18 protein-coding genes and 1 pseudogene are annotated in these 22,150 nt (G+C 30.3%); 9 read left to right on the top strand and 10 right to left on the bottom strand.

The window, feature by feature from the left end:
* Position 1: 1 nt before the first annotated feature.
* Both PZA12_RS22020 and glcT read left to right on the top strand, forming a co-directional pair.
* Positions 2-1,279: pseudogene (locus PZA12_RS22020) on the top strand (PTS sugar transporter subunit IIC).
* A gap of 445 nt (positions 1,280-1,724) precedes the next feature.
* Complete coding sequence (glcT, locus tag PZA12_RS22015) at positions 1,725-2,579, top strand: glucose PTS transporter transcription antiterminator GlcT (protein ID WP_077843828.1); 855 nt, start codon at positions 1,725-1,727, stop codon at positions 2,577-2,579.
* 44 nt (positions 2,580-2,623) lie between these two features.
* On the opposite strand, the gene PZA12_RS22010 is transcribed toward glcT, so the two are convergent.
* Entirely contained in the window at positions 2,624-3,121 is a 498-nt protein-coding gene (locus PZA12_RS22010; protein ID WP_077843827.1) for a PTS sugar transporter subunit IIA, read from the bottom strand.
* A 408-nt stretch (positions 3,122-3,529) separates the two neighbouring features.
* Here PZA12_RS22010 and nagE point away from each other — a divergent pair, with 408 nt between their 5' ends.
* Positions 3,530-4,966 (top strand): N-acetylglucosamine-specific PTS transporter subunit IIBC, encoded by a 1,437-nt coding sequence (gene nagE / locus PZA12_RS22005; protein WP_077843826.1) that lies wholly within the window; start codon positions 3,530-3,532, stop codon positions 4,964-4,966.
* A 203-nt stretch (positions 4,967-5,169) separates the two neighbouring features.
* Positions 5,170-6,207, top strand: a complete 1,038-nt coding sequence (locus PZA12_RS22000; protein WP_078114439.1) for a nucleoid-associated protein — start codon at positions 5,170-5,172, stop codon at positions 6,205-6,207.
* A gap of 169 nt (positions 6,208-6,376) precedes the next feature.
* Here PZA12_RS22000 and PZA12_RS21995 read toward each other — a convergent pair whose 3' ends face one another.
* Positions 6,377-7,159, bottom strand: coding sequence for a helix-turn-helix domain-containing protein (locus PZA12_RS21995; RefSeq protein ID WP_078114440.1), 783 nt, complete (start codon positions 7,157-7,159; stop codon positions 6,377-6,379).
* Positions 7,160-7,850: 691 nt separating this feature from the next.
* On the opposite strand from PZA12_RS21995, the gene PZA12_RS21990 reads away from it, so the two are divergent.
* The 3 genes from PZA12_RS21990 (at position 7,851) to PZA12_RS21980 (ending at position 13,378) form a co-directional block, all read left to right on the top strand.
* Entirely contained in the window at positions 7,851-10,088 is a 2,238-nt protein-coding gene (locus PZA12_RS21990; RefSeq protein WP_078114441.1) for an FAD-dependent oxidoreductase, read from the top strand.
* A 215-nt stretch (positions 10,089-10,303) separates the two neighbouring features.
* Positions 10,304-11,623, top strand: a complete 1,320-nt coding sequence (locus tag PZA12_RS21985) for an MFS transporter (protein WP_078114442.1) — start codon at positions 10,304-10,306, stop codon at positions 11,621-11,623.
* A gap of 279 nt (positions 11,624-11,902) precedes the next feature.
* Positions 11,903-13,378 carry an amino acid permease gene (locus PZA12_RS21980; RefSeq protein ID WP_078114443.1) on the top strand — a complete coding sequence of 492 codons (1,476 nt, stop codon included), beginning with the start codon at positions 11,903-11,905 and terminating at the stop codon, positions 13,376-13,378.
* A 234-nt stretch (positions 13,379-13,612) separates the two neighbouring features.
* Here the strand turns inward: PZA12_RS21980 and PZA12_RS21975 are convergent, their stop codons facing one another.
* Positions 13,613-14,101, bottom strand: coding sequence for a UTRA domain-containing protein (locus PZA12_RS21975; RefSeq protein WP_181005982.1), 489 nt, complete (start codon positions 14,099-14,101; stop codon positions 13,613-13,615).
* A 44-nt stretch (positions 14,102-14,145) separates the two neighbouring features.
* Here PZA12_RS21975 and PZA12_RS21970 point away from each other — a divergent pair, with 44 nt between their 5' ends.
* Together PZA12_RS21970 and PZA12_RS21965 are read left to right on the top strand one after the other, a co-directional pair.
* Positions 14,146-14,295: a family 1 glycosylhydrolase gene (locus PZA12_RS21970; RefSeq protein WP_278286266.1), complete on the top strand. Its 150-nt coding sequence runs from the start codon at positions 14,146-14,148 to the stop codon at positions 14,293-14,295.
* Positions 14,292-14,570, top strand: a complete 279-nt coding sequence (locus PZA12_RS21965; protein WP_278286267.1) for a family 1 glycosylhydrolase — start codon at positions 14,292-14,294, stop codon at positions 14,568-14,570. The genes PZA12_RS21970 and PZA12_RS21965 overlap by 4 nt, the downstream gene beginning before the upstream one ends.
* Before the next feature lie 219 nt (positions 14,571-14,789).
* Here PZA12_RS21965 and PZA12_RS21960 read toward each other — a convergent pair whose 3' ends face one another.
* From PZA12_RS21960 to argJ, 7 genes are all read right to left on the bottom strand, one after another.
* The gene (locus PZA12_RS21960) at positions 14,790-15,416 is read right to left on the bottom strand and encodes a flavodoxin family protein (protein ID WP_103697917.1); all 627 of its coding nucleotides are present in this window, start codon (positions 15,414-15,416) and stop codon (positions 14,790-14,792) included.
* Positions 15,417-15,503: 87 nt separating this feature from the next.
* Positions 15,504-16,034, bottom strand: coding sequence for a nitroreductase family protein (locus tag PZA12_RS21955; RefSeq protein WP_103697918.1), 531 nt, complete (start codon positions 16,032-16,034; stop codon positions 15,504-15,506).
* A 99-nt stretch (positions 16,035-16,133) separates the two neighbouring features.
* Positions 16,134-17,231, bottom strand: coding sequence for a GIY-YIG nuclease family protein (locus PZA12_RS21950; RefSeq protein ID WP_103697956.1), 1,098 nt, complete (start codon positions 17,229-17,231; stop codon positions 16,134-16,136).
* 347 nt (positions 17,232-17,578) lie between these two features.
* Positions 17,579-18,499: an ornithine carbamoyltransferase gene (gene argF / locus PZA12_RS21945; protein WP_077843323.1), complete on the bottom strand. Its 921-nt coding sequence runs from the start codon at positions 18,497-18,499 to the stop codon at positions 17,579-17,581.
* Positions 18,500-18,596: 97 nt separating this feature from the next.
* Positions 18,597-19,778, bottom strand: coding sequence for an aspartate aminotransferase family protein (locus PZA12_RS21940; protein WP_077843322.1), 1,182 nt, complete (start codon positions 19,776-19,778; stop codon positions 18,597-18,599).
* A 114-nt stretch (positions 19,779-19,892) separates the two neighbouring features.
* The gene (gene argB / locus PZA12_RS21935) at positions 19,893-20,750 is read right to left on the bottom strand and encodes an acetylglutamate kinase (RefSeq protein WP_017211161.1); all 858 of its coding nucleotides are present in this window, start codon (positions 20,748-20,750) and stop codon (positions 19,893-19,895) included.
* 100 nt (positions 20,751-20,850) lie between these two features.
* Positions 20,851-22,074, bottom strand: coding sequence for a bifunctional ornithine acetyltransferase/N-acetylglutamate synthase (gene argJ / locus PZA12_RS21930; RefSeq protein ID WP_103697919.1), 1,224 nt, complete (start codon positions 22,072-22,074; stop codon positions 20,851-20,853).
* Positions 22,075-22,150 lie beyond the last annotated feature (76 nt).

Raw genomic sequence — 22,150 nt, 5'->3', positions numbered from 1 at the left:
TATGAATAAATTTTTTGAATGGATGGAGGAGCACTTTGTTCCAATTGCATTTAAGATTGGTTCACAAAGGCATTTAGTAGCTATACGTGACGGATTTGCTACAATAACACCGATTATAATGGCTGGTGCATTTGCAGTATTGTTCAATAATATAGGATTTAAATGGTATCAAAATTTTATGGATTGGCTATTACCAGCAGGTTGGAAAAGCTAGGGAGGATCTATATGGAATGGTTCTTATGCAATTATGTCAATATTAGTTGTATTTACAATATCATATCATTTAGCAAGATCGTATGATAAGGATGGCTTAGGAGCTGGAATAGTATCAGTTGCGGCATCGATGATTCTATATGCAACAACACCAGATGGAGGAGCATTTCCATTAACTTTTTTAGGGGCACAAGGTTTATTTATTTCATTGATAGTATCATTAGTATCTACAGAGATTTTCGTAAAGTTAATCGGTAATCCTAAATTAGTAATAAAAATGCCTAGTGGAGTACCACCAGCAGTTTCAAGATCATTTGCAGCATTGTTACCAACAATAATAATTTTAGCATTAGCAGCGGGAATTAAGGAATTATTTATAGTTATGAGTGTACCAGATATACATCAGGCATTATTCTTTACTCTACAGAAACCATTACAATTAATTGCAGGAAGCTTTTTAGGAGTATTTGTAATAGTATTATTGGTACATGTATTATGGTTTTTTGGTTTACACGGTTCAAATATACTAGCGCCAGTAATAAATGCATTATTACTTCCATTACTTTTAGCTAATACAGAAGCAATAACAAATGGATTACAACCAGAAAATATATTAAATAGTCAATTTTTAGATTCATATGTAAATATGGGAGGAGCAGGAACTTCAATAGCTTTATTGATTGCAATATATGTATTAGGTAAAAAAGCAGGTGCACAACAAAGAGCCATTGCAAATTTAGGTATAGCACCAGGAATATTTAATATAAATGAACCAGTAATATATGGTGCACCAATAGTTTTAAATCCAATCTATTTTATTCCGTTTATATTATCTCCTATAGCTTCGTTAACAATAGCATATATATTAACAGTAATTGGTTTTGTGCCAAAGGTAGCAATAATGGCAACATGGACAACACCGCCAATTTTGGGTGCAATTATATCTACAAACTCAATTATGGGTGGAGTTACAGCTCTTATTTGCTTAATTGTAAGTATATTAATATATCTTCCATTTGTATATGTTGCTGGAAGGCAAGAATTAAGAAAAGAAAATGTAAAATAGAAATTTTAATAAAGGATTTTAGGATAGTTATTTATAATACTTCTTAGTAGAATATTCTTAATACTCTATATTAAATATTGAGTAATAAATGGAATTTTAATTAATATATTTATATTAGTCCATTTATTATATTTGTGAGTTATGAAATGTAGCAGATTCTTAGGAATCTGCTTTCTATTTATATCTTAAGATTTCTTAAATCTGTGCTTTACAATAAATAATATATTAAGCTATTATTAATATATTAGATTTATATGGTTTAAAATAATCATAATAGATACTAACGGCTAAAGATAAGTGAAGTATTTAAATAATAATGTTAATGATAGAATCGTTTTATAAGATTAATAAGGTCATTTATATTTTCTAAATAATGTATTAATTTAGATGATAAGTGATTTGCTAAAGATTAGAAAGTTCTATAAATAATAAAAAGGGTGGTCATATGAGTAAAATTATTGATCCAGCAACTATAATAAAATCTTATAACAACAATATAGTTTCCGTAAACATGAATGGAAAGGAAAGAATACTTTTTGCAAAGGGAATTGGATTCGGTAGAAAGTCTGGAGATACCATTGAAAAGGGTACTGAGGTTGAAAAGATATTTGTTATTGAAGATGAGGATAACTTAAGAAACTTTAAACAAGTAATTGAAAACGTTGATGAAGAATTTTTTGTGCTATGCGAAAAGATGATATCATATGTTGCAAATGAATTGAAAGAAAATTTGGATGAGAGAATACATGTCGCATTAGTAGATCATTTGAATTTTGCAGTGAAAAGGCTTTCGGACAAAGAAGAAATAGAAAATCCATTTCTTATGGAAATTAAAGCATTATATCCACAAGAATATTCGTTAGCAGAAAAAGTTGCGGAAGTTTTACAAAATGAAAAAAAAGTAAAAATTCCAGAAGGAGAGATTGGATTCATAGCATTACATATCCATTCTGCTAGAAATTCAGGTAAACTATCCAATACTATAAAGAATACACATTTGATAAACTCAATAATTGAATACGTAGAAGAAAAAACTGAAATAAAAATAGACAAAACATCGTTAGACTATGCCAGATTTCTCACACATTTGAGATTTGCAATTAAGAGAATTTTAGATGACATATCTATTGAAAATGACTTTATAAAAGAAATAAAATCAAAATATAAATTATCATATAAAGTATCCAAGGGTGTAGCAAAAATATTAGTTTTAAAGCTAGAAAAGAAAGTTTCAGATGATGAAATAGCATATCTAGCAATGCATATAGAGAGGTTTAGAAAAGCTACAATAAAATTTTAATTAAAATGGCTAACATATTAATAAAAACATGTTAGCCATTTTTTTTATGAACTAAAAGTAATTACTTCATCTTCTCCAGCAACAACATCTTTATTGACATGTGAATTTAAGTCTTTGACTATATCCATGTTTGTAACAAGAACTGGAGTTATTAAAGAATAACCTTTCCCTAAAATAAAATCTCTATCTATTTTTATAATTGGAGTTCCAGCTTTAACTTTAGTCCCCGCTTCAGCTAATTGCTCAAAACCTTCGCCATTTAAGGAAACAGTATCGATACCTATATGAACCAATAACTCAGCCCCGTTATCAAGAGTAATTGCAAATGCATGTTTTGTATTAAATACTAATGTTAAGGTTCCGTCAGCAGGTGCAACTACTATATCTCCAGTAGTATCTATTGCAAGCCCGTCTCCAGCCATTTTTTCTGCAAAAACCTTATCTGGTACTTTTGATAAATCTATTGTTTTACCAGTTATAGGTGCAACTAATTTTGCTTCTTTGTTTGAGTCTTTTGAATTCTTCTTAAAAAAATTAAACATACTTAATATTCCCGATTAAACAGGAACAGTCACTTCCTTTCATTCTGTTATTTATTGGTAATAAAAAAGCATAAGTTTCCGAATTACGCAAACTTATGCCTGATTAAACAGTAACACATTTATGTACTAATTATATTATTTCATATAATTAGTGTCAACAATAAAAAAATAAAAAAGGGTATTGACTAGAGAATAAAAATAGAATAATATGAGTGTATAAGAATACGATCTTTGGCGTGTAACCGATTAAATCAGGGCATTAGCTGAAAGGGATAATATAATTTATCCTTTTCAGCTTTTTTATTTGCTGAAAAGGATACATGTCCATAAGAATTATAATGCATTTAGGGATATAGCAATCCTTAAAATAAATTTTATTAATTATTATGGAAGGGGAATTATATTATTATGATGAAGTATTTACAAAAATTAGGAAAATCTTTAATGCTTCCAGTAGCTTGTTTACCCGTTGCAAGTATTTTAATGGGTCTTGGTTATTGGCTTGACCCTACAGGCTGGGGAGCAAATAACATTGCTTCAGCTTTTATGCTAAAAGCAGGTAGTGCTTTAATTGACAATATGGGAATTTTGTTTGCAATTGGTGTAGGTGTAGGAATGTCAGATGATAATGACGGTACAGCAGGACTTGCAGGGCTTGTTTCATGGCTTATGATTACAACATTATTATCTACAGGAGCTGTAGCAATGTTTAAGGGAATTGATGTTAAAGAGGTAGCGCCAGCATTCGCCAAAACTCAAACACAATTTATTGGTATTTTATCAGGTTTAATCGGTGCAGCTTGTTATAACAGATTTAAAAGTGTTAAATTACCAGATGCATTGGGATTCTTTAGTGGAAAAAGATGTGTCGCAATTGTAACTGCAGCATATTCAATAGTTGCATCTATAGTATTATTCTTTGCATGGCCTCTTATTTATGGTGCATTAGTAGCATTTGGTGAAGCTATTGTATCAACAGGTGCAGTTGGATCTGGTATTTATGCATTCTTCAATAGATTATTAATACCATTTGGTCTTCACCATGCACTAAACTCAGTATTCTGGTTTGATGTAGCTGGAATTAATGACCTTGGTAACTTCTGGTCAGGTAAAGGAACACAAGGAGTAACTGGTATGTATATGACTGGATTCTTCCCAGTAATGATGTTTGGATTACCAGCAGGAGCATTAGCTATGTACCATACAGCTAAAGATAAGAAGAAGAAAGCGGTATATGGTTTATTATTAGCAGCAGCAATATCTTCATTCTTCACAGGTGTTACAGAACCATTAGAATTTGCATTTATGTTCTTAGCTCCAGGTTTATATGTTCTTCATGCTGGATTAACAGGAATTTCAGCATTTGTATGTACATTATTACCAGTAAGAGCTGGATTTAACTTTAGTGCTGGATTTGTAGATTGGTTCTTAAGTTTCAAAGCGCCTATGGCAGAAAATCCAATAATGTTAATCCCAATAGGTTTAGTATTTGCAGTAATCTATTATGTAACATTCCGTTTTGCAATTACAAAATTTAATTTAAAGACACCTGGTAGGGAAGATGATGACGCTGAAGAACTAAATGTAAAACTTGCGAATAATGATTATACTCAAGTGGCAGCTATAATATTAAAGGGTGTTGGAGGAAAAGAAAACGTAGTATCTATAGATAATTGTGTAACTAGATTACGTTTAGAAATTAAAGATCAAGCTGCTGTAGATGAAAAAGTTATTAAATCAGCAGGTGTATCTGGAATAATAAGACCAGGAAAAACAAGTGTACAGGTTGTTGTAGGAACACAAGTACAATTTGTAGCAGATGAATTTAAAAAATTATGTAAGTAAATTTGAAGATCAATAATTAGATTAGGAAAATTATCTGATTAATAAATTAAGAATATTTAAAAATGTGGAAAAGAGATTGATGATATAAGAAATTAAGTTTTATATCAGACTCTTTTCCATTTTTTTTGTATACTTTAAGGCTTTTTTTTAATTTACTTAAAGTTTATAATATCTAATGTATAAATTTATTTGGTGGTGAAAGTATGGAATACATAAATGAGATTAATGTAAATGAAGCAGTTATTCATATATTAGATAGTAATGGTGAAGAACCTATTTTAAACGAATATAGTTTGGAATTAGACGAAGATATATATTTTTTCTTACATAAGCATCTAGAAAAATGCTTTAAGGATGATGAACTTAAATATGGAAAGTTTAATCCAGAAAGAAACATAGTTAAAGAAGTAGCGCAGGATTATCTGACTGGAGTAGACAATAACTTAGTTAATCTATCTAAAGAATTAGCTAGGCAGTTATTCATAATAATGAAAGGAAATGTGAATATCCCGTCAGGAGATTTAATAATAGTGTCTTTAACTACGGATCAAGGTCCAATGGTAGGAATACTTAAGATGGATTACGTTAAAAATTTTACTCATGAAGTTCAATTTATAGATCAAAAAATAGGTATAGGGATAGTACCTCAAGCAGCAGGGCTTCCAGGAAGTGGGCAAAGAATTCAAAAAGCTGCATTTATTAAACCAATTATAGAAGAGGATAAATATAACCTAATGATTTTAGATAAGCAAAAAGGTAGTAAAGAAGATGAGTATGGGGCAAATTATTTTATAAACACATTCTTAGGTGCAAGCATTGTTACAAATGAAAGAGATATGACCAAAACTTTTGTAAAGGCAGCAGAGAACTGGACTAGAGAAAATGTTACAAATGATGCAGGAAGAGCTGAAGAGATTAGAACTGCAATAAAAACTAAATTAAAAGAAGAAGATTCTATTAATATAGATGAGTTTTCGGCTGAATTATTTAATGAGCACCCTCAAGCGAAAGAAGAGTTTTCAACTTATATAAAACAACAAGGACTTCAGGAAGAAGTAGCTGTGGATAAAACTTGGGTTGAGAAGAAATTAAAAAGAGTTAGACTTAATATTGATAAACAAATTGATTTGTATATCAATGAAGAGACATATCACGACCCTAGTAAGTTTGAGATACAAAGAAACGGCGATGGAACTATTAATTTAATAGTAAAAAATGTGATTAATTATATAGAAAAGTAGATAGCTAGGTTCTATGGTTTGTTGTTATTTGCTTTATATTTGAGAAAGTAAAGGCTCTAAACAGTTTATTTTGTACTGGCTGATTCACAGCAGGTTTTTAAGAATCTAATATATTTATATGTGGGTTGCACAATATAAATATATTAGATTTTTATTTTATATGAATTTATTACCGGTATTTTTTTCTGTAATCAGAAGGTGATATGCCTAAGTTCTTGGCAAAGACCCTACTAAGATAAAATCCGTTATCATATCCGCATTTTGAAGCAATACAATCTAATGTATCTTCGGTTCTGAGCAATAATACTTGAGCTCTTCTTAGCCTTAAAGAAGTTATATATTCAATAGGAGTCGTTCCTATACACTTGTGAAATCGTCTAGTAAACTGAACGGAACTAAGTCCTAGCGAAGCTGAAAAATCTTTGATTTTAATGGATTCATAAGCATATTTATTTAAGTACTTTAATGAATAGTTTATAATTTCATCCTGAACAAAGTTTTTTGGGGAGCTGCTATATTGAGTTTCTATATAATGTAATTTCATAATATCGCTTATCAACGAGCTTTTCCATTGGTTTAATTCAATATTATTATTATGGCTATATAATTTTAAATAGTAGTACATATTATTAAGTCTTTTTAAATCTGATACAGATATTTTACCAACTGGAAAAGATGAAGTATCATCTCCAGAATTTATTGAAAAGTTTATGAAGTGAAATGTAAGAGTGGTAATGACCTCTCTTTTAAAAATTATTCCAGGTGGACAAATTACAATATCACCAAATTTACATTTTCCTTTATGAGATTCAACTTCGTAACTGCATTCACCATCTTCAATAGCGTAAAGTACCCAGTTTGAATCTATGTCTTCATCCAATAAAAAATGTTCTTTTTTATCCCAAAAAATATGTTGATTAATATTTACATTAAAATTATTTAAATCAAACATCAATAAGCCTCCTTTAAGAGCTAAGAAGATTATGCCATAGAAGAATTATAAGAAAATAGAAGTGAAATGTAAACATTTAAAAAGTAATTAAAGTAATTATATCTGTATTTATATATAGATAAACAATATATAACTTATACTTATGCAATAATCCAACGAAAGTAGAAACATTGTTATTTCACAGGACTATGAAAATTTCGCTGAAAGTTCTAAATTGCAGGTTGCACAACTAATGCTTGCTCCCAATTTCATTGTGACAAGCATTAGTTGAACAACCTACAATTAAAAGCTTTTAACAGCTCATTTTCAATGCCTGCTGCATAAAAATGTTTCTACTTTCTGGTATGGTATTTATTGCCAAGTATAAATCAAATTCCTAAGTTGTTTATCTATAGAGATTTTGATTGCAGAATATGTGAATGCTGGATATTTCTTTTTTAAGATATTTATATTTTGTATAGATAATAATTGTTATATCTAATATATGAAATAAAGTATATGTAGATGATACGTTAGTGAATTCAAAAAATTAATGTCCTAATATATTATAAAGATATAATCAGTGTGGGATATGATAGTGATAGGCTCAATTTAAAGCTGATTATAAAAAAATGGTACAATGCATTGTAAATATTAAAACACTAAATAGATGTAGACATTAGGATTAATATATCTATAAAGGGAGCGAATTATGAATTACAAAAATGTAAAAAAGGATATAACCGTAATAGGTGGTGGTTTAGCAGGTGTGTGTGCAGCTATTTCTGCTGCTAGAAATGGTAAAAGTGTTTCTTTAGTGCAAAATCGCGGAATTTTAGGTGGAAATTCTAGTAGTGAAATTCGTGTATGGGTATGTGGAGCAACAAAACATGGAGTAAACAGATATGCCAGAGAAACTGGAATCATGGGAGAATTGTTTTTAGAAAATCAGTATCGCAATCCAGATGGAAATCCCTACTTTTGGGACATGCTATTATTAGAAAAGGTAAAAGATGAAAAAAATATTTCTTTATTTTTAAATACAGAAGTGTCAGAAATCGATGTAATTGAAGGAGAAAAAGAAAATAAAATAAAATCTGTGACAGGGTGGACAATTGGAGCAGAAACTAAGACAAAATTTGAAAGTGAGGTATATCTAGATTGTTCTGGAGATGGATTTATTGGAGCATTAGCTGGTGCTAAATATAATTTAGGAAGAGAATCCAGATATAAATATAATGAATTATTGGCGCCAGAAAAGGAAGATAAAATTTTATTAGGAAGTACTATATTATTTTATACTAAAGATGCTGGACATCCAGTTAAATTTATTCCACCTAATTTTGCAAAAGATATAAGTAAAACTAGTATTCCAAAGAATAGAGTTATAAAATCTAATGACTCAGGTTGCTGCTATTGGTGGATAGAACTAGGTGGAGAAGTTGATATAGTAAAAGACAATGAAATAATAAGAGATGAGTTATGGACACTAGTATATGGAATATGGGATTATATAAAAAATTCAGGAAATTATGATGCAGACAATCTAACATTAGAGTGGGTTGGGTCAATTCCAGGTAAAAGAGAATATAGGAGATTTATAGGAGATTACGTTTTAAATCAAAATGATATTATTGAACAGACTGAATTTGATGATAGAATAGCTTTTGGTGGTTGGTCAATAGATCTTCATCCTGAGAAAGGAATATATGAGGAAAGCTGTGGCTCTAGAAATATACAAGCTGATGGAATATTTCATATACCGTTTCGTTCCACATATTCTGTAAACGTATTGAACTTGATGTTTGCTGGAAGGAATATTAGCGCATCACATATAGCTTTTGGAGCAACTAGAGTTATGGCAACTTGTGCTACTATAGGAGAAGCTGTTGGATTAGCGGCAGCAATGTGTGTAGAATATAAAATTATTCCTAGGGATTTATATATGAAGCATATTAAGAAATTACAGCAGATTTTATTAAAGCAAGATGGATCTATTATAGGAATAAAAAATGAGGACATGAAAGATAAGGCTAGATCAGCATCTATTATGGCATCTACATCATTAAGGAAAATTGAAGTCGTAAATTCTAACGATGAATATAGGTTGACCACAGATATAGGAATTTTATTTCCAATAGAAAACAGAGTTGAAGATATAGAAATACTAATTTCTAGTTTAGAACAAACTACTTTGGAAGTAGAACTTTGGGATACAGGCAGAGCAGAAAACTATATTCCTAAAAGTCTTTTGAAGAAGAAAAAAATACAAGTGGAAAAAGGAAGAAATCAATGGGTTAAGAGTGACTTTGCATTAGAATCAGAAGTAGCAAGAAATCTATTTTTGGTTGTAAAGGCTAATGATAAAGTTACAATACATTTATCTTCTGAACAATTAACAGGTGTACTTTCATTTACTAAAAAGACTATAGAAAATACAAATCTTGATGATTATATTGGTATAAATCCAATTGTTGAGTGGTCTATGAAAGAAATGGCTAGAAAAGAATTTTGCTTTAGAATTCATGGTGAAACAAATGCATATTCTCCTAGTAAAATTACAGATGGTTACTCAAGACCTTATGGAGGTCCTCATATGTGGATATCAGAAGATATTAAAGATACAGATGAGTGGATACAACTTGAATGGGAAAATGATATTGAAATTAAGGAAATTCACATTACATTTAACGATGATGTAAACGAAGATCTTATAAATCTTCATCATCATTACACTGATTTTTCTGTATTGCCTGAATTAGTTAAAGATTATAGGGTTTCCATATGGAAGGATAACAAATGGAAGATTATTGCATCTAAGAAAAATAATCGTAAGCGAAAAGAAATATTTAAAGATATAGGTAAGATTTTAGCAAGTAAAATTAGAGTTACCATTGAATCAACAAATGGATGCAGGAAAGCTGAGATCATTGAGGTAAGAGTATACTAAGATATGCTTTAAGAAGGCGAAATTAGAAAATAGCAAGCCAATCTTGCAACCTTATTTTCCGCTATACTGTCTCAGAAAATTATCATAAGGACAGAGGTAAGTGCAAGCTACTATGTATTATGATTAAAAATAATCGTAATATTTTGAAACTGCTATTTTCTTCAATTCGTCTAAATAGAGAATAATTTATTTAAAGATAGGAAGGAATAAAGAGTATGAATATAAATAATAATTATAAGACTAATTTGACTGAAGAGAAGCCAACTAGAGTAAGATATTTAGTATTAGCTCTAATATTTATAAATATAGTAATAAATTACATGGATCGTTCAAACATATCTGTAGCGGCATCTCATATGTCTAAAGACTTGAAATTATCAACTGTTCAAATGGGATTGATATTTTCAGCGTTTGGATGGGTATATGCTGCATTGCAAATACCTAGTGGATATTTAGTTGATAAATTTAAACCTCGTGCTGTATATGCATGTAGTTTATTCATATGGTCATTAGCTACATTGTTACAAAGTATTGTAGGTGGATTTGGATCACTTTTAGGTTTACGTTTATCTATAGGATGTTTTGAAGCACCAGTTATGCCCGCAAGTAATAAAGTGGCATCAAGTTGGTTTCCAACAAATGAAAGAGCATCTGCTATTGCAATATACTCTTCAGCTCAATTTGTTGGATTAGCATTTGTGAGCCCATTACTATTTATATTAGAAGATAAGTTTGGTTGGAAATTCTTATTTATACTTACAGGACTTGTAGGAATTGCATGGGCAATTGTTTGGTATGCACTATACAGAGATCCAAGCAAAAGTAAACGTATAAATACAGCTGAACTAAATTATATCAGAGAAGGTGGAGCTATAATAGAAGATGAGGATGCAAATAATTCGACAGCTAAGGAAAAATCTCAGTTTAAATTTAGCGATTTAAAGATGATGTTTTCTAACCGTAAGCTCATAGGAATATATATTGGTCAATTCACTATATCATCAACATTTTGGTTTTTCTTAACTTGGTTTCCAACATACCTTGTGGAATATAGACATCTAAGTTTTATAAAGTCAGGTTTTGTTTCATCAGTACCATATTTGGCTGCATTTTGTGGTGTTTTAGTTTCAGGTTTTGTATCAGATAAGCTCATAAAAAAAGGAGTTTCTATGGGAGTAGCAAGAAAAACCCCAATAATTATTGGATTATTATTAACAACAACTATAATTGGAGCAAATTTTGTTGATAGCACTCCATTAATAGTAATGTTCATGGCTATAGCATTTTTCGGTAATGGATTAGCAACTATTACTTGGATATTTGTATCATTATTGGCACCTAAAAATTTAGTTGGATTAGCTGGTGGTGTATTTAACTGCACTGGAGCTTTATCATCAATAGTAATTCCAATCGTAATAGGTATTATTGTATCAGGTGGTAATTTTACTCCAGCAATAGCTTTGATAGGTATTTTAGCTTTAATAGGAGCATTATCATATATATTTATAGTAGGAAAAATAGAAGAAAATAATTAGAATTAAATAATTAAGTTTTACATTTAATCTTGGATGAGATAAAAGTTAGTGCTAGTTACCAGCATTAACTTTTATCTTTTATTTTTAGATGGATTTGATTTACATATTTAAAGCTTATTTCAAATAAAATAATAGATATAAAATTTTATATTTAGATAAAGTACATGTTATATGAATTTTGAGGAATAATATTCTAGAAGTTATTTAGTACATCGTTAAGAAATTTGCAAATACTTTTATTTGCTTTTCTTAGATGTTTTAGTACGGAGGAGAATATTTATGAAGAAAAAAAACAAAGGATTATCTGCTTGGCAGCTCACAATGATGGCTTTGGGAAGCATAATAGGAGGATCGTTTTTTCTTGGCTCAGCGGTGGCTATTAATGCTGCAGGACCATCTGTTTTGATATCCTATATATTGGGAGGAATTTTAGTATACTTTATACTTTATGCTTTATCTGAAATGACTGTTGCAAATCCACATTCTGGATCCTTTAGGACTTTTGCATCAGAAGCTTTTGGACCTGGAACAGGATTTGTTGTTGGCTGGGTTTACTGGATTGGTATGGTACTTTCAATGTCTAGTGAGGCTACTGCTGTATCAATTTTATTGAATGAATGGATTCCGAATATATCAATAGCTATAGGAGGAACTATAATTATTGTTGGTGTAACTTTGCTTAATCTTTTAGGGGCTGATAAATTAAGTAAGCTCACTAGTGGTCTTTCAGCTATAAAGCTTTTTGCAATAATTTCATTTATAATTATATCTTTTCTACTTGTTACTGGAATAATTCCGGGAAGAACAGCGGTAGGAGCAGGAGAGCTTATGAGAGAACCTTTTATGTCAAGTGGCATAGGAGGTATTGCAGGAGGAATGCTTATAGTAGTATTTGCTTATGCTGGTTTTGAAATAATAGGGTTAGCAGCCTCAGAAGCTGATAATCCAAGAAAAACAATACCAAAAGCAATTAATTATACAGTTGTAAGTCTTATATCACTCTACATAATTTCTCTTATAGCATTACTTCCTTTAATTCCTACAGCAGATTTAAGCGAAAATATAAGTCCAATGGTTGCGGCTCTTGATAGATTGGGAATTACATGGGCTGGAAATGTAATTAATTTAGTACTTATTACAGCTATACTTTCTGCATCTCTCGCTTCTATGTTTGGGATTGCAAGGATGCTAAGATCACTTGCAGATGAAGGTGATGCACCTAAGTTTTTGAAGGATAAAAGTGATATTCCTTACAAGGCTATAGTATTTTCAGGGATTTCAATGCTTTTGGGATTAGGATTTGGATTGCTATTTCCTAGAATATATCTCTTTCTAGTAACGGCAAGTGGATTTTCTCTACTTTTTACTTACGCAGTAATTATGGCAACGCACATAAGATTTCGTAAAAGAAATGGATGTCCTCCAGATGGGAAATGTCAAATGCCTGGATTTCCGTATACATCTTGGATTGGACTAATAAGTATGATTGTAGTTATTTTTAGCATGCCTCTTATTTCAGATCAGGCACCAGGACTTATAGCAGGACTGATAATGATAGCTTTATTTTCATCAATTTATATGATAATGAAATATTTTAGGAGTACTGAAAAGAATAAAAATAGCTATGTAAGGGTTAGCAATAAAATGAACCGTTCAAAGTTAATGACAGAATTTTCGGAAGAAGTTGCAGATGACAACGAATCAAAGCGAAATAATAATCAAAAAAGCCAATGTAAAAAATGCAGTAAGAAATAGATCAGAATAAAAAAATATATATAAGTTCTAAATAAGATAATCAATTCTTTACAAAATTATTTGAGATAGTATCTAATAGCCTTAAATAAATATTAATGAATTAAATTTTATGGAACATATATATTATATAACTAAAATAATGATATCCTTTAAATGCTTAACTTTGGGATTAAGTATTTGAAGGATATTTTTATTCTAAATTTTTTAATAATACGGATTTATATAATATTAGTTTTATCGTCTACAATAATATTGAAACTTACTTTCTCTGGATTTGCTTATAGAATATTCATATACTCTATTATTAGTTAAATAACCTACATTTTCAATCTGCATTACAACATACTTATTGGGTAAATCTAATAAATCGCTCTCATATTTATTTAATTTGACAGAACTGACAGTCCTAATACCGTGACTAATTTTATAATCGTATTGAGACTCAATATATGAAAGTAAACTGGATTCACAATCTTCTGTTTTAAGGTTTGGAAATAAGGAATATGGCATGTAAATCTCTTCTGTATGAATAGGATGGGAATCTATATAACGAACTCTTTTTATAAGCCAAACATGAGAATTTACTTCTACCTGCAATAATTTGCCAAGTTCATCAGATGAACTAATAAGTTTAAATTCATTAACATTTGATCTTATATTATCTGAATTGTAATAATCAGAAAGAGATGATAAAAAAAGAATGCTGTTATTATCAAAGTTCAACTGTAAAAGATGATCCGGAAGATGAGGAGAGTATAATCAAAGGAATGACACCCAACCCACTATTAAAGAAAAATGAATGGGGATGGGCTATTGACCCTATAGGCTTTAGAATAGCTTTAAAAGAGATATATGCAAGATATAAAATGCCTATCTTTGTAACTGAAAATGTGGAATTGGCGTTAGAGAAGAATTGAATGAAAATAAAACAGTAGAGGATGATTATAGAATAGATTATTTGAGAGCACATATAGAGCAAATGAAATTAGCCATGGAAGAAGGAGTAGATGTTATAGGATACCTAACTTGGGGATGTACTGACATTTTAAGTTCACAAGGTGAGATGAAAAAAAGATATGGATTTATATTTGTAAATCGTGATGAATCAGATTTGAGAGATTTAAAAAGGTATAAGAAAAAGAGCTTTGAGTGGTTTAAAAATGTAATTTCTACCAATGGAAAACAATTATAAGATAATGATTAAAGCGGAAACTAGAGATATAATATACTAAGAGATTATATGTTGAAATAGTAAGTTTACATTTAAAACTTTAATAAGCCAAGCGATAAGTTAAAACTAGAATATAGAAGTTTAATTGTAATATATATTTAATTAATTGATAAGTGTAAGAGGGATTTAATAAAAGTTAAGAAAATATAATTTTTATTAAATCCTTTTTCTAAAATAGAGTTATCTAATAAAATTAGTTGCAACTCTAGGTTCACTTTCAGGTAATGAAATACCTGCTTTTTTACCAGCCTCTATGGATTTTAAAAGCCATGCCATATTTTTGCCAAGCATTCTCATTGTCTGCATTCCTTCTAAATCTTGTTTAACTTCTTCAGGAGTATTGCCATGAACCATATTCCAATACTGAGAAGAAACAACTGGCATATTTGAAATAGTAAAATATTTATTTAATTGATCAAAAGCTGAAGCAGCCCCACCTCTACGGCAACTTACAACTGCAGCACCAGGTTTATGTGCAAAGCAATTTCCAGCATAAAAGAATCTGTCTAAAAAAGATGTAATTGAACCTGAAGGAGCAGCGTAATGGACAGGTGAACCGAATATAAATCCATCAGCTTCTTTTGCCTTCTCTAAAGCGATATTTACGATATCATCACTAAATACGCATTTACCTTCACCACTTTTATAGCAGCCACCACAACCAATACAGCCACTAATAGGTTTATTTCCTATTTGAAAGATTTCTGTTTCAATATTTTCTTTTTCTAATTCACTGGCTACTTCACATAAAGCGGTATAGGTACATCCTTTAGCTTTTGGACTACCATTAATAAGTAATACTTTCATTTTCACACCTCACTATTTAATCGAACAAATTTATATAAATTTTTAATAATTCACTATTGGATTGAAGTTTATGTTATGTTTGAATTATTATTTTATTGTGTTTATTTGAATAGTTTGTTTTAAGTCTTTTTCTTTTGTTAGAGGTTCAGTTGGATAACCTAATGCTAATGCAGCTGCTGGTACGAAACCTTCTGGCAAGCTTAATTCTTTTAGAAGATCATTATCACTAGAAAGAGCAAATAGAAAACCTAATAAATAGACACTACCGATTCCTAAATCAGTAGCAGCAAGAGACATGTTTTCAACTATACATGCAGCGTTAGCGACTTCGATAGCTGGAGCTTTTTCATTTGGTTTTCCGGAAACAATTACTAATGTAGGAGCGCCATAAAATGGTTTCATATTTGGATTTCCAAATACTTTTGCAGTAACTGCTGTAATTTTATCTAATAAGTCGGAATTTTGAATAACAGTTAGATGAACTGAGTTATATGCACCCATCCCTACTGGTGCTGCACAGCCAGCATTAATAATAGTATTTAAAGATTCATCACTGATTTGCTCAGATTTATAGCTTCTAGTAGATTTACGCATTGCGATTGCTTTCATTAATTCCATAGTTAAAATCTCCTTTTATAAATTATATACTTAGTTAAATGAACTTAGTATAATAATTATACCTACTTGTACAATTACGAACAAGTAGGCACAATTTTATTAGTAGGTATCATTTTTTATACTAGGTAACAGCTTATTAAGGATATTATATATGTTCATATCATTATTTGGAACGCTTAACCATTCTTCTGGAATCATAATATGTTTGCAGCTATTAGAGTTACTTTTTAAATATGTGTAAATTATTTGGGATTCATCGATTTCTTCTTTTCCAATTTCGATTGGAACATCTTTATTGTTAAAGTAAAATAAAATATTATTTTTAAGAATACTTTTCAATGTTTCTAAATCAAAGTTTTTTAAAGTATATTTATCACTAAAGAGTACCTTATTTCCTCTAATAAGAAAAAATTTAACTATGTCGTTATCTAAATATTCAAGCAAAGCAATATTTCTATTTCTTTTAGTAAATTTGACAATTTTAATTTTCTCTAGCAAATAATTTACTGAATTTATGTAATCTCTATATTTAGCGGCAGTTTCAAAATCAAATTTTTCAGAAGCACTATTCATTATATGTTCCATTTCCTGGAGAATACTTTTATCATTACCATTAAGAAGATTTACTATTTTATTTAATATATTGGTATACTCTTCTCTTGGTGTACTATCTAAACACATTCCAATACATAATCCTATAGAGTAATTAAAACAGGATGAAGTTTTTCGCTGATTATTACTGCATTGTATTTTGCAGTATTCTTTAATACCATAAAGCCCTTTTTCAACAATGTTTTTTCTTGAATATGGACCAAAATAAATGTTTCCATCCATTTCATTCGATTCATGAGATATTTCAATATTTGGATATTTTTCGTTAAGAACTATTTTTATGTAAGAATATGACTTAGGATTTTTCATTAGCCTATTATAAGCAGGCTTAATTTTCTTTATTAATTCGCATTCAAGCAAAAAAGCCTCAAATTCAGTATCAGTAATTTTATACTCAAAATCCTTGAGATTTTGAACTAACTTAAGAATTTTAGGAGAATGAGATTTAGAATTTATAAAATATGATCCAACTCTACTTTTTAAGTTCTTTGACTTACCAACATAAATAACGTTATTCAGTGAATCCTTCATAAGATATACACCAGGTGAAGAAGGGAGTTTTTTTACTTTTTCTTTTAAATCAATATCCATATTATCTCCTCTAAAAATATATGTTGAGTAAATTATCATTAGTTAAATTAAAAATAAATTATACATATAATTATATTTTATCATCACGACTACAAAATTAATAATAATTTATAAAATAAATATTTAAGTTATATATGAATATAAAAAAATGATATACTTGTTTGCGCAGAATGCATCAGAAAAAAAATTATTGAGTTTCATTATTTCAAGGTGAAAATTTGTTACTAGTTGAGTGCATGTAACTTTAACAATTTTTTACCTTGAAATGATAGAAATTCTTTGCAATTTTTTTAGCAATCGAAGTAAACAAGTATATCATTTTTTAGTTAACTAGCGTTTTACTATTTCATTAATTTAACAAGGACAGCTTTTTGGGCATGTAATCTATTTTCAGATTCATCAAAAATTGAATCAGCATGTTCTTCCAAAATTTCAGCTGAAATTTCTTCTCCTCTATGAGCAGGAAGACAATGAAGCACCATAGCATTTTTATCAGCAATAGTCATTAATTCTTTATTAACTTGGAATCCTTCAAAGGCTTTAAGTCTCTCATTAGCCTCTTCTTCTCTGCCCATACTAGCCCACACATCAGTAATTATAACATCAGCATCTTTAGCAGCTTCAAGTGGAGATGTAGTAATTGTAAAAGTAACGCCTTCTTTTTCTGCGATCTCTTTAGCTCTATTCAGGTATTCCTTAGATGCTGTATAATTCTCAGGAGATGCAACTGCAAAATTCATGCCGACTTTTAGGCAGCCAATCATTAGAGAATTGGCCATGTTGTTACCATCACCAATAAAAGCAACTTTTAGACCTTCTAATATATTTTTATTTTCCCTTATCGTCATCAAATCAGCTAGTACTTGACAAGGATGTTCTTCATCTGTTAATCCATTTATAACCGGAATTGATGCATATTTAGCTAATTTTTCAACTTCATCTTGTGAGAAAGTTCTAATCATTATGCCTTGTATAAATCTAGAAAGGACTCTAGCAGTGTCTTCAATTGGCTCACCACGACCAATTTGCATGTCTCTATCAGTCAAAAAAAGTGAATTTCCACCTAATTGATACATGCCAGTTTCAAAGGAAACTCTGGTCCTAGTAGATGATTTTTCAAAAATCATACCTAAACTTTTACCTTTAAGGTGATGATGTTCTATGCCATGTTTTTGTTCGTATTTTAACTGATCTGCTAAATTTAAAATATCCAGAATTTCTTCTTTAGAAAGATCATCCATTTTTAATAAATCTTTTTTCATAAATATATGCCTCCAAACAATAAGAAAGTGAAAAATGAGCAGTTAAGGGGAAGATTCAAAAGATGCGATAAAGATCATATTCATGCCAAATTAAAATTTAATTAAGGCTAGATAAAATTTCAAGAATAATGTCTATACCAGCTTTTAATTCTTTCTCAGTTATAGTAAGGGGTGGGAGAAGCCTAACAACATCTTTACCGGCTGTAAGCACTAACAATCCCTTTTTTATAGCTTCTTTTTGGACTAGAGCAGGATCACATTTCACCTTTATTCCGATCATTAATCCCATACCGCGTACATCTACAATTTGAGGATTTTTAGCTTCATCTATTAGCTCTCTTACAAATAATCCTCTTTTATATATTTTCTCAAAGTATTGTTCATTACAAATCTCTTCAAGAACAACTAAAGCACCAGAACATACAACAGGATTTGCTCCGAAAGTTGAGCCATGATCACCAGGTTTGAATACATCTGCAACTTTAGAGGAACAAAGTATTCCGCCTATAGGAAGTCCTGCACCAAGACCTTTTGCTACAGAGACTATATCAGCCTCTACATTGAAATTATTATACCCAAACATTTTACCTGTTCTACCTATACCACATTGAACTTCGTCGAATATTACAAGAACATCTTTCTCGTTACACGCTTTTACTACTTCTTGAACGAATTTTGTATCAAGAGGGATAACACCACCTTCACCTTGTATTGCTTCGAGCATTATGGCACAAACATCATCTGTAAGCTTAGCTTTAAAGTCTTCTATATCATTTGCTTTTACATAATCAAAACCTTCTGTAAAAGGGTAGAAGTACTTATGAAATTTCTCTTGGCCAGTTGCTTTTAGGGTTGTTATTGTTCTACCGTGAAATGATTGAATTAGAGTAAGAATTTTACTTCTTCCAGCACCATATTTGTCGTAACTGTATTTTCTAGCTAGTTTAATAGATCCTTCATTAGCTTCAGCGCCAGAATTAGCAAAAAAGACTTTACTCATGTTGGCCTTTTCAGTTAATTCTTTAGCAAGTTTTAAACTTGGTTCAGTATGAAATATGTTCGATGTATGAGCAAGTGTTTTTAATTGATTACTAGTAGCTTTAACCCATTTTTCATGTCCATATCCTAAGCTGCTGACACCAATTCCACTTGTAAAATCTAAATATTTATTTTCATCTTGGTCATAAAGATAAACACCTTCGCCGTGAGTGAGTATAAGATCTAAACGACCATAGCTATTAACAACGTGTTCTTTTGCTTCGTTAAAATCATATGACATAAAATTGCCCCCTTTAAATTATTCAATAGTTAATAATATCTAGTATAAACTTTAGATCATTAACTATTATTAGAGAAATTTATTTGAAGTTTCTAAAATATTTTAATATTTTGATTAATAAATCATTGTTCCGATACCCTCATTAGAGAATAACTCTAAAAGAATGGAATGAGGTACACGTCCATCAAGGATAGTTGCTTTTTCAACACCCATTCTAATTGCTTCAACGCAACAATCAATTTTAGGAATCATTCCACCTTTTATTATCCCTTCAAGGCATAATTTAGGAATTTGATGTAATCTTAATGTGCTAATTAGAGTAGATATATCTTTTGGATCTTTCATAACTCCTGGAACGTCAGTAAGCAGTATTAATCTTTCAGCTTTTAATGCTGATGCAATTTTTGCTGCGCAAGTATCAGCATTTATATTGTATGCCTTATTATCATCTTCTCCTAAAGCTACGCTACCAACAACAGGTATATATCCTGAACTTATGGTAGTTTTTAATATTTCTGTATTAACCTTAGTTATCTCACCTACATACCCTAAGTCGTTATCAGATTCTATTTTTTTAGCTTTTAAAAGAGAGCCATCCATTCCACATAAGCCAATGGCCTTTCCTCCAAATTTCTCTATTAAAGAAACTAGATTTTTATTTACTTTTCCGCCTAAAACCATTTGAACTACTTCAATGGTAATATCATCAGTATATCTTAAGCCGTTAATAAATTCACTTTTGTGATTTAATCTATTTAATAAATCTGAAATATCAGGACCGCCACCATGTACTACAATTGGTTCGATTCCAACACATTTCATTAATATAATATCATTTATTACTGTTTCTCTAAGTTCATCACTTATCATTGCATTTCCACCGTATTTTACCACTATTATTTTTCCACGGTAACGCTGTATATAAGGTAGTGCATGAACTAAGACTTCTGCTCTTTCAGTATGATTCAACAAGTTAATACCCCCAGTCAATTTAGAATGTACAGTTCATAATTAACATATTAAGAACTGTACATCGGAATAAGTTTAAAGTATATTTATTTATAATTTAAGATTAACTTCTGTAATCACCATTTATCTTTACATATTCGTAACTTAGGTCACAGCCCCAAACATAAGCACTATAATTACCTAAGGATAAGTTAACTTTAATAACTATTTCATTTTCGCTAAGAACCTTTTTTGCAATATCTTCATCGAAGGGTAAAGAACTGCCAGATTCACAAACTTTTATTGAGCCAGCCTTACTTTCAAAGGCAACATCAACTTTTTCGGGATCGAAATCAATATTTGCATATCCAAGTGCACAAAGAATTCTTCCCCAGTTCGCATCGCTACCAAACATTGCAGTCTTTACTAAACTAGAGTTTATTACACTCTTGCCTAAAACAACTGCATCTTTTTCATTCTTTGCACCTATTATTTGACATTCTAATAACTTTGTAGCACCTTCACCGTCTTTAGCTATATTTTTAGCCATAATTGTATTTAACTCAGTAAGGGCATTTAAGAAAGTATTGTAACTTTCATCTTTTTCAGTTATAGTAGGATTTTCAGCTAAGCCATTAGCTAAAATTAATATCATATCATTAGTACTTGTATCTCCATCAACGCTGACTCTGTTATAAGTTACTCCAACACTCGATTGTAGAGCTTCATGTAGTAATTCTGGAGCAATAGAAAGATCAGTTGTAATGAAGGAAAGCATTGTTCCCATGTTTGGTTCAATCATACCTGAACCTTTTGCCATCGACCCCATAGTAATTTTCTTATCACCTATATAAAATTCTACAGCTAGTTGCTTTTGAAAAGTATCTGTTGTCATTATAGCTAAAGATGCATCATTAGCACCTTCCTTTGATAACTTTTCAGTAAGCATTGGAATACCGTCTTTAATAGCATCTATATTTAAAGGAACCCCAATTACTCCTGTAGATGCAACTAAAACATCTTCTGTTTTTAAGTTTAGTTTACTAGCTTGCAATGAAGTCATTTTCTTTGCCTTAATTAAACCATCATCACCATTACAAGTATTTGCATTACCGCTATTTATTATTATTGCTTGTGCTTTCTTGTTTGATAAATGCTCTTTTGTAACATAAATAGGAGCACCTTTAACTTTATTTTTAGTATACATTCCTGCAGCGGCAGCAGGAACTTCCGAATAAATCAAAGCTAAATCCTTTTTTAAGCTTCCTGGCTTTAATCCACAGTGTACCCCAGAAGCTAAGAAACCATTAGGAGCTGTAACTCCGCCATCTATATATTTTATATCCAAATTTATAACCCCCTTAGTCAATGCACAGTGCTCGATGCACAATGCATAATTAATAATGAAATCAGTTAAAGTTTTT

Source organism: Clostridium beijerinckii, assembly GCF_036699995.1.
Lineage (GTDB): Bacteria > Bacillota > Clostridia > Clostridiales > Clostridiaceae > Clostridium > Clostridium helianthi.
Note: the sequence above shows the minus strand (reverse complement) of the source record. Positions and strands in the feature narration are given on the sequence as shown.